We start from the raw sequence: 12,552 nt of genomic DNA on the forward strand, positions 1-12,552 counted from the left end.
ACCGTTTCCCGCTTCAAGGAATCCCGACATGTTTGAGCGCCTGATCCGCTTTGCGATTGCGCACCGCTGGCTCGTGATGCTGGCGATCGCGGCGGTGGCCGCGCTGGGCGTGTTCAGCTACCAGCGGCTGCCGATCGACGCGGTGCCCGACATCACCAACGTGCAGGTGCAGATCAATACGTCCGCGCCCGGCTACTCGCCGCTCGAGGCCGAGCAGCGCATCACCTATCCGGTCGAGACCGTGATGGCCGGGCTGCCGGGGCTCGAACAGACGCGCTCGATCTCGCGCTACGGGCTGTCGCAGGTCACCGTGATCTTCAAGGACGGCACCGACATCTACTTCGCGCGGCAACTCGTCAACGAGCGCATCCAGGAGGCGAAGGACAAGCTGCCGGCCGGCATCGCGCCCGCGATGGGGCCGACGTCGACCGGCCTCGGCGAGATCTACCTGTGGACCGTCGAAGCCGACGCCAACGCGCGCAAGCCCGACGGCACGCGCTATACGGCCGCCGACCTGCGCGAGCTGCAGGACTGGGTCGTGCGGCCGCAGTTGCGCAACGTGCGCGGCGTGACCGAGGTCAACTCGATCGGCGGCTACGTGAAGGAATACCGCGTCGCGCCGAATCCGGCGAAGCTGATGTCGTACGGGCTGACGCTCGCCGACGTCGTGCGGGCGCTCGAGCGCAACAACGACAACGTCGGCGCCGGCTACATCGAAAAGCGCGGCGAGCAGTATCTGGTGCGCGTGCCGGGCCAGGCGCGCACCGTCGACGACATCGCGAACATCGTGCTGACCAACGTCGGCGGCGTGCCGGTGCGGATGAAGGACGTCGGCGTGGTCGACATCGGCCGCGAGCTGCGCACCGGCGCCGCGACGTCGAACGGCGAGGAAGTCGTGCTCGGCACGGTGTTCATGCTGATGGGCGAGAACAGCCGGACGGTGTCGAAGGCCGTCGCCGCGAAGATGGAGGACGTGAACCGCACGCTGCCGGCCGGCGTGAAGGCGATTCCGGTGTACGACCGCACGGTGCTCGTCGAGAAGGCGGTCGCGACGGTGAAGAAGAACCTGCTCGAAGGCGCGGTGCTCGTGATCGCCGTGCTGTTCCTGTTCCTCGGCAACATCCGCGCGGCGCTGATCACCGCGCTCGCGATTCCGCTGTCGATGCTGATGACCTTCACCGGGATGGTCACCGCGAAGGTGAGCGCGAACCTGATGAGCCTCGGCGCGCTCGACTTCGGGATCATCGTCGACGGCGCGGTGGTGATCGTCGAGAACTGCGTGCGGCGGCTCGCGCATGCGCAGTCGGCGGCGGGGCGCCCGCTCACGCGCGACGAGCGTTTCGCCGAAGTGTTCGGCGCATCGCAGGAGGCGCGCCGCGCGCTGATCTTCGGGCAACTGATCATCATGGTCGTGTACCTGCCGATCTTTGCGCTGACCGGCGTCGAGGGCAAGATGTTCCATCCGATGGCGATTACCGTCGTGATGGCGCTCGCCGCCGCGATGGTGCTGACCGTCACGTTCATTCCGGCAGCCGTCGCGTTGTTCATCGGCGAGCGGGTCGAGGAGAAGGAGAACCGGTTGATGGGCTGGGCGCGGCGCGCGTACGAACCGGTGCTCGCCGCGTTCATGACGCGCCCGATGCGCGTGATGATCGGGGCGGCCGCGATCGTGCTGGTCACGCTCGGGCTCGCGACGCGGCTTGGCAGCGAGTTCATCCCGAGCCTGAACGAAGGCGACCTGGCGGTGGCCGCGCTGCGGATTCCCGGCACGAGCCTGTCGCAGTCGGTCGAGATGCAGAAGTCGATCGAGAAGACGCTGAAGGCGCGCTTCCCCGAAATCGAGCGCGTGTTCGCACGCACCGGCACGGCCGAGATCGCGGCCGACCCGATGCCGCCGAATCTGTCGGACGGCTACATCATGCTGAAGCCCTCCGACACGTGGCCCGATCGGAACAAGCCGCGCGAGCAGCTCGTGCGCGAGATCGAGGGGGCGCTCGCCGAGTTGCCGGGCAACGCATACGAGTTCTCGCAGCCGATCCAGTTGCGCTTCAACGAACTGATCTCCGGCGTGCGCAGCGACGTCGCCGTGAAGATCTTCGGCGACGACATGGCCGTGCTGAACCAGACCGGCGAGCAGATCGCGGCCGCGTTGCAGAAGGTGCCGGCCGCGTCGGAGGTGAAGGTCGAGCAGACCACGGGGCTGCCGGTGCTGACCGTCAACCTCGACCGCGACAAGCTCGCGCGCTACGGCGTAAGCGTCGCCGACGTGCAGGACTCGGTGGCCGCGGCCGTCGGCGGGCAGAAGGCCGGCACGCTGTTCCGGGGCGATCGCCGCTTCGACATCGTCGTGCGGCTGCCCGACGAATTGCGCACCGATATCGAGGCGATCAAGCGGCTGCCGATCGCGCTGCCGGCGCCCGCGGCCGCCGCCAGCGCGCCGCTCGCGGCGGCGCCATACGTGCCGCTGGCCGAACTCGCGACGATCGACGTGGCGCCGGGTCCGAACCAGATCAGCCGCGAGGACGGCAAGCGGCGGGTGGTGGTCAGCGCGAACGTGCGCGGCCGCGACGTCGGCTCGTTCGTGGCGGACGCGCGCGAGCAGTTGCAGCAGGACGTGCGCGTGCCGGCCGGTTACTGGGTGTCGTGGGGTGGCCAGTTCGAGCAGCTGCAAAGCGCGAGCGAGCGCCTGAAGCTCGTCGTGCCGCTCGCGCTGTTCATGGTGTTCGTGCTGCTGTTCGTGATGTTCAACAACGTGAAGGACGGGCTGCTCGTGTTCACCGGCATTCCGTTCGCACTGAGCGGCGGCGTCGTGTCGCTGTGGCTGCGCGGGATTCCGCTGTCGATCACGGCGGCGGTCGGCTTCATCGCGCTGTCCGGCGTGGCCGTGCTCAACGGCCTCGTGATGATCTCGTTCATCCGCAACCTGCGCGACGAAGGGATGCCGCTCGACGCGGCCGTGCACGACGGCGCGCTCACGCGGCTGCGGCCCGTGCTGATGACCGCGCTGGTCGCGTCGCTCGGCTTCTTGCCGATGGCGTTCGCGACCGGCACCGGCGCCGAGGTGCAGCGCCCGCTCGCGACGGTCGTGATCGGCGGTATCCTGTCGTCCACCGCGCTGACGCTGCTGGTGCTGCCGGTGCTGTACCGCGTGAGCCATGCTGTGTCGTGGCGGGCGGCGTTGCGCGACGGTTTCGCCGCGGGCATGATGCGCCGGCTGGGTTTCTTCAAGGGTAATGCGTGATGCGAATTCTGATTGTCGAGGATGAACCGAAGACGGGCGCGTATCTGCGCAAGGGGTTGACCGAGGCCGGCTACGTCGTCGACTGGGTCGAGGACGGCATCACGGGCCAGCACCAGGCCGAAACGGAGGAGTACGACCTGCTCGTGCTCGACGTGATGCTGCCCGGGCAGGACGGCTGGACGCTGCTGCAGAACCTGCGGCGCAGCAAGTCGACACCCGTGCTGTTCCTCACCGCGCGCGACGACGTCGGCGATCGCGTGAAGGGGCTCGAACTGGGTGCGGACGACTATCTCGCGAAGCCGTTCGACTTCGTCGAGTTGACCGCGCGCATCAAGTCGATCCTGCGGCGCGGCCAGCCGCGCGATTCGAACACGCTGCGCGTGGCCGATCTCGAACTCGACCTGACGCGCCGCAAGGCCACGCGGCAGGGCGACACGATCCTGCTGACCGCGAAGGAATTCGCGCTGCTGTGGCTGCTGATGCGCCGCGAAGGGGAGATCCTGCCGCGCGCGACGATTGCGTCGCAGGTGTGGGACATGAACTTCAACAGCGACACGAACGTCGTCGATTCGGCGATCCGGCGTCTGCGCTCGAAGATCGACGACGCGTACGAACCGAAGCTGATCCACACGGTGCGCGGGATGGGCTACGTGCTCGAAGCGCGCGGCGGCGCGGGCGCATGATCGCGCGCCTGCTGCCGCGGACGCTGCGCGGCCGGCTGACCGCGCTGATCATCCTGTCGACGTCGGTGATCCTCGCGTCGAGCGGCGTCGCGCTGTACGAAGCGCTGAGCAACCGTGTCGAAACGACGGCAGCCGAGCAGATGGCCGGCATTTCCGCCGCATTGGGCACGCACCTGGCCGAGGCGCGCACGACGGCCGACGTCGCGCGCAATACCGATATCTGGATCGACCAGTTGCACGGGCATCCGAACATGGATCTCGCGATCTTCGATGCCGGTGGCGCGCGCCTCGTCGGCACGCCCGGATTCCGTCCGTACGCGCCGCTGCTGTCGATGAACGTCGGACGCGCGCCGTTCGGCGTCGCGCCGCCCGGCGCGCGGCACCAGTATCTGTTGACGACCGTGCCGCTCGCCGGTGCGGGTGCGCCCGTGGTGCGCGTCGCCGTGCAGTACGACCGCAGCGCCGACATGCTGCTGTTGCGCACGCATGCTTATACGATCGTCGTGATCCAGGTGTTCGGCGTGGTGATCGCGGCCGCGATCGCGTACGGCATCGCCGCGCTCGGGCTGAGCCCGCTGCGGCGGTTCGCGGCGCGGGCCGAGCAGATGTCGACGAGCCGGCTCGCGCATCCGCTGCCGGAACTCGATACGTCAGGCGAGCTGAAGGAGCTCGAGCACGCGTTCAACGGGATGCTCGCGCGGCTGAACGAATCGTTCACGCGACTGAGCCAGTTCTCGTCGAATCTCGCGCACGACATGCGCACGCCGCTGACGAACCTGCAGGCGGCGGCGCAGGTCGTGCTGTCGCAACCGCGCAATGCGGACGAATACCGGAGCGTGATCGAGTCGAGCATCGACGAATACCAGCGATTGTCGCGGATGATCGAGGACATGCTGTTTCTCGCGCGCTCGGAACAGGCCGGCACGTCGATCGGCGTGCGGCGGCTGAATGCGGCGCAGGAGGCGGAGCGGGTGGCCGGCTACTACGAGGCGCTGGCGGAAGATGAAGGCGTGACGGTGAAGGTCGACGGCCACGCGTGGGTCGATGCGGATCTGACGCTGTACCAGCGTGCGTTGAGCAACCTGCTGTCGAATGCGCTGACCTATGCGCCGCGCGGCAGCGTCGTGACGATCGACTGTGTCGAGCAGGGCGGCGCGACGACGATCGCCGTGTCGGATACGGGGCCGGGCATTACCGCGGAACATGTCGGGCGGATTTTCGAGCGCTTTTATCGCATCGATCCGTCGCGACACAATTCGGCGTCGGGCACGGGGCTCGGGCTCGCGATCGTCCGGTCGATCATGGACAATCACGGCGGCGAATGCGGCGTCGACAGCGAGCCTGGGCGCCGCACGACCTTCTGGCTGCGCTTTCCGCGACGGCCGGCCGAGCCGGAACGTCCGGCCGCCATCAGCACCTGACAGCGCGGGCGGACACACCCGCGCGTTCGCCGCCACGCAGCCGCGCGGTGCGCTGCCGGCAGCCGTCTGGCCGCGCATCATTGCTTCGCGGCGAGGTCGTCGTGGTTGTCGGTCTGCTGCTTTTTCTCGCCGCCATGCACCGAAATCCCGTGAAGTTCCTTGTTGCGCGCGACGACGTCGGCGGTCGGCGGGTACTGCGTCTTGCTGATCGGCACGATGCCGTCGTGCTGCGCCTGCTTCAGTTCGTTGACGACCTGCGCGCGGGACTTGCCCTGCGTTTGCGTTTGGGCGAACGCGGCCTGCGTGGCCATGCCGAGCGACAGCGTAGCGGTGACGAACAGTGCTGCGAGTTTTGCCGTTTTCATCGAGTGCTCTCCTTGATCAGGGCCGCCGGATGGCGAACCGTGGACCCAGTATGCGAAAGCAGCCGTGCGTGATCGTGATCGCGAGATGAAAAATGCGTCAGATTGCGGGCGTGGAGGTGCGCCGCGCGGACTCGATCGACATGACGCAACCGTCATGTTCGCGTCATGGGTGGGATGAGCGGGAAGCGGAACATGCAGTCTGCCGTTGGCTGAGCATGCCTACGGAATACGTGCCGACCGCGACAGCAGCATCGATAGCGGGCGGCGCCGTTCAGACCTTCATTCCGGATCGAAAATTGCATCCTCCCGCCATTCGCCTTGCCTTGATCGCAGTCCTGATCGTCCCGTTGTTCGCGGGCTGCGCATCGACACGTTCCGGCGCCACGGCCACCGCTTCTGCCGCCGCGCGCAAGCCCGTGCCGACCGACCTGACGCCTGGCGAGCAGGTCGACTATGCCGGGCACCGGTGCGGCAATCCGAACCTGTATGTGAAAACGCATCCGTGCGTGTACCCGCAGCGCAATTCCGCGCGGTGATCGTCGGACACGCGTAAAAAAAAAGCCCGGCGCTCGACGAGTCCGGGCCTAATGCGTGATCGTGCCATGCGGCAGCGACCCGCTGCGTGGGTGGGAACGGGCAGGGCCCGCTACCGTTCCGATCGTAGCGATGCGACGCATCGTGAACTTGATCGGAACATGAAATTTTCGTCATGCAGTGCGCGTGGGCAGCCGCCGAGGGATTGACGATGCCCGTCGTACGCGCGCCGCCACGCGCCGACCGCATGAAGATGGGTGTGCGTCGATAGCGCATGGTCGGCGGACATCAAAAATCATCGGAACGGTGACGAAACCGTCATCAGGCGATCACGATTCCGCACCGACGCGGGATCAAAGTGAAGGCTCCTGTCACGGAATTCCAGTAAGGAACCAACCACATGAACATACCGCACCCGCTGATCGCCATGGCCGCTGCCGCGCTGTCCATTGCAGCCTTCTCGCAAGCCGTGGTCGCGCAACCAAAAAGCCGTCAGGAAGTGATTCAGGAACTGGTGCGCGCGCGCCACGACGGCGTGATCCCGAGCCCGAATCACGACTATCCGGCGAGTCCGGCCGCCGTCGCGCGCAATCGGGAAATTCATCGCTCGACCGTTCATCGCGGCGAGAAGACGCCGATGGTCGATGCGCACGACAACCGCTTCGCGGTGCTCTGATCGTTGATTCGCGGCCGACCGGGACGACGCCCGTCGGCCGCATGTACGGAAAGGAGCGTGCGATGCGCAATATCGCGAAAGGAATCGTGCTGGCGGCGTGCCTGATGTCGACGGCCGCGATGGCGGCAGGCTGGCCGGAACGTGCGCTGTCGCACGCGCCGGCGCACGACGTCGGCATCCGCGCGAACGAGCGGATGCGCTGCGAGTTCGCGGCCGTGCCGGCAGGTGCATGGACCGCGACGTTCGCGCGCGGGCAATGCGAGATCGACAACGGCCGGCTGACGTTCGTGCCGGCCGATGCCGGCGACGAGCCGACCATCACGGAGAAACGGATCATGCTCGGTGACGTCCGCACTGCGTCGCATCAGTCGCGCAAGCTGAAGGAACAACTGCAGCTGACGACGCGCGCCCAAGTGATCGCGCTGAACGTGTTGACCGACGATGGCAGCCGCAAATCGCGCGAACATGCGATCGACCTGTGGACCACACTGCGCAACGCGGGTGTCACGCCGGTCAACGGCACGCGTATCGTCGACACTTATCCGACCGGCGCGACGACATGGTAGCCACCACGCCGCTGCGCGCGGCCTACCCGGCCTTCACCGATCCTTCGATCAGGAAGAATACGATGAAGCCGATGAAGAACGCTGCCGTCGCGAACGGCGTTTCGGGCACCTCGTGCGCTTCGACCAGCAATTCTTCGGTGACAAGGTACAACAGCGCGACAGTACCCAGCCCCAGGAGCACCGCATAGACATTCGCGGGCAACCCCGCGAACGCCGCATTGCCGGCCACGGCCGCGACGCTCAGCAGCGCCGCGAGCGCGACCGGCACGACGATCGACAGCATGCGGCCGATGCCGGCCGCGGCCAGCGCCGCGCTGACCGACAGCGCGAGGAACAGGACCTCGAGCGTCAGCGCGACGGTCAGGATGATGCCGCTCTCGTCGCTCGCGGAAAAGGCGATGCCGAGCACCAGGCCGTCGACGACGAGGTCGATCGCGGTGACGATGATCAGGCTCACCGGCAAACGCGCTTGCTCGAAGCGCGTTTCGATCGCGCCCGACAGCGCGCGGATCGCCAGCATCAGCGCAATGCCGAGCACGAAGCCGACGACCACCGGAAACAGCGCATGCGCGCGATCCTGCGGCAGCAGTTCGAGCGCCGCGGCTGCGAACACGATGCCGCCGGTGAAATGCTGGATCACGCTCGACGTTATCGGGCCGGGCGCGCGCCACGCGGCCGCGAGCGCGCCGAAGCAGGCCGCCAGCACGGGCGGTAACGTGAGCAGCGCGAGCTTTGCGGTCGGTGTCATGAATCCTCTCGGCGGTTGGCGCGTCGCAGCGGACGCTGCGTTGCACGATCGTACGCGCTGGGCGTCGCCCCAGCATCAACCGGAGATTGAACACCTTGAAGCCGCTCCAGAGTCAAGCGGTTCGATGCATGCGCACCGACAAGCCGGTGCGCCCGTTCCGCTCAAAGCTGCGCGAGCGCCTGGTCGAGATCGGCGAGCAGGTCGTCGATATGCTCGATGCCGATCGACAGCCGCACCGTTTCTTCTTTGACGCCGGCCTTCGCGAGTTCGGCCGGCGACAACTGACGGTGCGTGGTCGATGCCGGATGCGTCGCGAGCGACTTCGTATCGCCGATGTTCACGAGCCGCGTGAACAGCTTCAGCGCGTCCTGGAACTTAGCGCCGCCGTCGCGACCGCCTTTCACGCCGAAGGTCAGGATGCCCGGCGCACGGCCCGACAGGTAGCGGGCGACGAGCGGATGGTCGGGGTGATCGGGCAACCCCGCATAGTTCACCCACTCGACGTGCTCGTGGCGCGCGAGATGCTGCGCGATCTTCAGCGCGTTGTCGCTGATCCGCTCGACCCGCAGCGCGAGCGTCTCGATGCCCTGCAGGATCTGGAACGCATTGAACGGCGAGATCGCCGCGCCCATGTTGCGCAGCGGCACCACGCGGGCGCGGCCGATATACGCGGCCGGTCCGAACGCTTCGGTATAGACGACGCCGTGATAGCTGACGTCCGGCTCGTTCAGTCGCTTGAAGCGGTCCGCGTGTTCGGCCCACGGAAACTTGCCCGAATCGACGATCGCGCCGCCGAGGCTCGTGCCGTGGCCGCCGAGATACTTCGTCAGCGAGTGCACGACGATGTCCGCGCCGTGCTCGAATGGACGCAGCAGGTACGGCGACGGCACCGTGTTGTCGACGATCAGCGGGATGCCGTGGCGATGCGCGACTGCCGCGAGCGCGGCGATGTCGGTGACGTTGCCGAGCGGGTTGCCGACCGATTCCGCGAAGATCGCCTTAGTGCGCGCATCGATCAGCGGCTCGAACGACGCGGGGTCGCGCGGATCGGCGAAGCGCGTGGTGATCCCGTACTGCGGCAGCGTGTGTGCGAACAGGTTGTAGGTGCCGCCGTACAGCGAACTCGCGGACACGATGTTGTCGCCGGCTTCGGCGATCGTCTGGATCGCGTACGTGACCGCGGATTGCCCCGACGCGAGCGCGAGCGCGCCGATGCCGCCCTCGAGCGCGGCGATCCGCTGCTCGAGCACGTCCGTCGTCGGATTCATGATCCGCGTGTAGATGTTGCCCTGGACCTTCAGGTCGAACAGGTCGGCGCCGTGCTGCGTATCGTCGAATGCGTACGCAACGGTCTGGTAGATCGGGACGGCGACCGCGCGCGTGGTCGGGTCGGGACGATAACCGCCGTGCACGGCGATGGTTTCGAGACGCCAGTTCGAATGGGCCTGATCGGTCATGGGTGCTCCGTTTGTTGTTGTGAAGGTCGAGGGGGCCTGCCGTCCGGCGATTATAGGAGCACGTGCGTTGGTGCCTTTAGAACGAATGGTTCGTTGCTTATGGGGCGCGGCGCATAGAATGCGTTTTTTCCGCAGACGATCGTCGGCACCGCGTGACGCGACGCCGGTACGCCCTTGCGAGCGCACCGCGCACTAGCTCTTGTCGGGATTCGAGTCGCTGCACTGGTCGGGATCGTCGCGCAACAGGATGCGGCGGATGCGGCCATTGTCGTAGAACGGCACGTCCGGGCAGAACTTCGTGCCGGCGCGCGTTGACGTACGTTTCCAAGCGACCTTTTCGGTACGCACGAGCGTCGGGGCACTGCCCGACGTACCCGGTTTCCAGATGTCGATATACACGCGCGACATCTGCGGCGAATCACCCACTTCGCAGTCCTTCAGTGCACCCAGCGTCGAGCGCAGCCCGGTATCGGCCTGCTCGATGCGTTGCGGATACTCGATATGGCCGTTGTCGTAGCCGGGCACGACGTAGCAATAGCGGCGCGTGTTCCCGTCGAGCACCGGCAGCAAGTAGCTGCTGGCGGAATCGACCTCCTTCACGTCGTTGCCCTGCCAGCGGTAGGTCGTCACGCCATGCTCGCAGCAGCTCGCGCGCCAGCCCGTCCAGATGATCCGGTGAACCGGATCGAAATCCGGCGACGTGATGTCTTGCAGTCCCTGTGGCGCATCGACGAAGCGCCGCATCTTCGGGTTGAAGATCCACGTCTGATACGGGATGTTCGGGCCGGCCCCCATCGACTGTGCGAGCATCAGGTCGGGCCAGCCATCGAAGTTCACGTCGGCGAAATCCGGTGTGAACAGGTTGCAGGTGCCTCGCGAATCGGTCTTGAGCGTCTGCACGAGACGGTCGTGATCGTACAAGCGGATCGCGGTGACCTGCGGCGCGTCGTTGCACGAACCGCCATCGTCCGGCAGATGGTCGGCGACGAGGCGGATGTCGTAGGGGAACGGTTTGCCTACGCGCTTCTGCGCGAGCGAGACAGGGAATGTGCGCTTGCCGTCCGGGGCGGTCCATGTGCCGGTGACCGCATTGTCGAACGAAGCGACGCGCCACGTGCCCGTCACGCGATCGGCATTCGTCTTCGCGCCGCTGTCGCGTTCCGACAGCGTCGTGCCGTGCGGATCGAGCAAACCCTTCAACGCCAGCCGATAGCGCTTGTCGGATGCGCATGGCGCGTAGCAGTACCAGCCGGATACCGTATCCGCGACGCGCGACAACGAGACTTCTACATGCCGGTTACCGATCGTGCCGGCCCAGTCACGCGACCAGAACGGGATTTCGACCGACTCGTCGGCGTTTGCCGCACGCGCCGGTGTCGACACGAATGCGGTGATGGCGATCAGCGCGAACGCAAGCGCGCTGCGCCAGCCGCGAGTGCGCCGCGTCGCGGCCGCGTGGCGCGACGCGGCGATGAACGGGTGGTGCATGGTTTGGCCCCTCGGTTTGTTATGGGTAATGTCTGCCGACGTGTTTCGGTGCGATACGTGCGTCAGCGGCTTCCGGCCGCATCGGCCCGTCGATACAGGCGTGGCCACTGATCGTCGAACAGGCCGTTGCATGCGCCGTGCGTCGCGATATCGCCGAGCATGAAGCGCCGGCCGTCGAAGATCCACGACGCGGTCGAGCCGCAATCGCCGGCACTGCGCAGCCTCACCTTGCTCGACAGCGTCGCGCTGGCGGGATCGTAGCCGGCGTCGGTCAATTCGTTTGCGAACGACGCCGAATCGAGGCCTGCGTTCGCGTTCTCGCCGAAGTTCATCGCGGCCGGCGCATACGGCGCAGTTCGCCGCACGCGATACCACAGATCGGTGTGGTTATACATGCTGCTGGCCTGGCACGGGATCGCGACGAGCGCCTCGTCGGACGAAATCGCGACGGCTCGCGATGCTTTCCTGCGGTCGCTCGCCGACATTTCGTCTTCGACATCGGCCGCACATTGCTTCACGTCGGCACCGAATTTCGCGAGTACCGCATCGACGAGCGGACGCTGTTCGGCGGCCGACAGGGCCGAGGCGGCCGGCGGCGCGGGCGTGACGGCGGGTGGCAACGCGGGCGCGGCCGGCACCGACGATGCAGGCTTGGTGCCCGGGCGCAGCAGCGCCGTGACCGTACCGACGCGGCCCTGCGTGTCGTCGATCAGCAGCAGCGCGGCATTCAATCCCGACAACGGCGTGCGTGCGGTGGACGCCGCGGCCGGATCGCCGAAGCTCAGCAGTTGCGCATTACGCGCCGCGGCCAGCCACGCGGCCACCGTTGCCGGATCGCTTGTCCGGATCCGGAGCGGGCGGGCGTCGTCGTCGCTCTTGTCGCCGAACGCATGCCATTGCGCCGGCATCGCATCGAACGGCCGGCCATCCACGCGTGCGGTGCGCAAGTCGATCGGCGCCGACGCGTAGAGGTCGAGCGAGGCTTGCGCGTCCGGGCCGGCATCGCGCGTCACACGCAGGATGAGGCGGGTGCGTGCGTCGTCGATATCGTCGGCGTGGTTTTCCGCGATACAGCGGTTGCCGTTGTCGCAGACGACCGACCAGTTCTTGAAGTCGCGTTCGACCGGTGGCCGCGCGAGCGGGCGAGCCTCGGCAACGAACGGGGAAACAGCGAGGAGGGCGGCGATGGCGAGCGAAAGGAGGTGCGACATGACGGTTCGTATCGACTGTGGATGGGCGGGCGGAAGACGTCGGACTGCAAGCGCATCGTCAGCAAGCGGGGCAGGTCGAAGGCTGCGGCGCATGCAGCGGCGCGCATTGGCGAACGGCATCGAGTATACCGCCGCAATGCGCCGCGATCGTGACGACGACAT

The 12,552-nt window shown here is 66.9% G+C and carries 11 protein-coding genes; 6 read left to right on the forward strand and 5 right to left on the reverse strand.

What is annotated here, in order from left to right:
* Positions 1-28: 28 nt before the first annotated feature.
* From HWX55_RS15005 to HWX55_RS15015, 3 genes are read left to right on the forward strand one after another with little or no spacing between them, the layout of a single operon-like run.
* Positions 29-3,241 (forward strand): CusA/CzcA family heavy metal efflux RND transporter, encoded by a 3,213-nt coding sequence (locus HWX55_RS15005; protein ID WP_175976270.1) that lies wholly within the window; start codon positions 29-31, stop codon positions 3,239-3,241.
* The gene (irlR, locus tag HWX55_RS15010; protein WP_175976271.1) at positions 3,241-3,924 is read left to right on the forward strand and encodes a heavy metal response regulator transcription factor IrlR; all 684 of its coding nucleotides are present in this window, start codon (positions 3,241-3,243) and stop codon (positions 3,922-3,924) included. Before HWX55_RS15005 ends, irlR begins: the two co-directional genes overlap by 1 nt.
* On the forward strand, positions 3,921-5,345 hold the full coding sequence (locus tag HWX55_RS15015; RefSeq protein ID WP_175976272.1) for a heavy metal sensor histidine kinase: 1,425 nt from the start codon (positions 3,921-3,923) through the stop codon (positions 5,343-5,345). The genes irlR and HWX55_RS15015 overlap by 4 nt, the downstream gene beginning before the upstream one ends.
* Before the next feature lie 77 nt (positions 5,346-5,422).
* On the opposite strand, the gene HWX55_RS15020 is transcribed toward HWX55_RS15015, so the two are convergent.
* Positions 5,423-5,710, reverse strand: a complete 288-nt coding sequence (locus tag HWX55_RS15020; protein WP_050014492.1) for a DUF4148 domain-containing protein — start codon at positions 5,708-5,710, stop codon at positions 5,423-5,425.
* Positions 5,711-5,802: 92 nt separating this feature from the next.
* Between HWX55_RS15020 and HWX55_RS15025 the strand changes: the two genes are divergently transcribed.
* From HWX55_RS15025 to HWX55_RS15035, 3 genes are all read left to right on the forward strand, one after another.
* Positions 5,803-6,246, forward strand: coding sequence for a hypothetical protein (locus HWX55_RS15025; RefSeq protein ID WP_244140577.1), 444 nt, complete (start codon positions 5,803-5,805; stop codon positions 6,244-6,246).
* A 398-nt stretch (positions 6,247-6,644) separates the two neighbouring features.
* Positions 6,645-6,920: a DUF4148 domain-containing protein gene (locus tag HWX55_RS15030; RefSeq protein WP_175976273.1), complete on the forward strand. Its 276-nt coding sequence runs from the start codon at positions 6,645-6,647 to the stop codon at positions 6,918-6,920.
* Positions 6,921-6,982: 62 nt separating this feature from the next.
* A complete protein-coding gene (locus tag HWX55_RS15035; RefSeq protein WP_175976274.1) occupies positions 6,983-7,486 on the forward strand; it encodes a hypothetical protein in 504 nt (167 codons plus the stop codon).
* A gap of 22 nt (positions 7,487-7,508) precedes the next feature.
* On the opposite strand, the gene HWX55_RS15040 is transcribed toward HWX55_RS15035, so the two are convergent.
* The 4 genes from HWX55_RS15040 to HWX55_RS15055 all read right to left on the reverse strand — a co-directional run bounded on the left by HWX55_RS15040 (position 7,509) and on the right by HWX55_RS15055 (position 12,390).
* Positions 7,509-8,234, reverse strand: coding sequence for a hypothetical protein (locus tag HWX55_RS15040; RefSeq protein WP_175976275.1), 726 nt, complete (start codon positions 8,232-8,234; stop codon positions 7,509-7,511).
* A gap of 161 nt (positions 8,235-8,395) precedes the next feature.
* Positions 8,396-9,691: an aminotransferase class I/II-fold pyridoxal phosphate-dependent enzyme gene (locus tag HWX55_RS15045; protein WP_175976276.1), complete on the reverse strand. Its 1,296-nt coding sequence runs from the start codon at positions 9,689-9,691 to the stop codon at positions 8,396-8,398.
* A gap of 192 nt (positions 9,692-9,883) precedes the next feature.
* Positions 9,884-11,179 carry a nitrite reductase gene (locus tag HWX55_RS15050; protein ID WP_175976277.1) on the reverse strand — a complete coding sequence of 432 codons (1,296 nt, stop codon included), beginning with the start codon at positions 11,177-11,179 and terminating at the stop codon, positions 9,884-9,886.
* A gap of 62 nt (positions 11,180-11,241) precedes the next feature.
* Positions 11,242-12,390, reverse strand: coding sequence for a DUF1176 domain-containing protein (locus HWX55_RS15055; protein ID WP_175976278.1), 1,149 nt, complete (start codon positions 12,388-12,390; stop codon positions 11,242-11,244).
* Positions 12,391-12,552 lie beyond the last annotated feature (162 nt).

It is taken from the genome of Burkholderia sp. BCC1047 (genome assembly GCF_902833155.1).
Lineage (GTDB): Bacteria > Pseudomonadota > Gammaproteobacteria > Burkholderiales > Burkholderiaceae > Burkholderia > Burkholderia sola.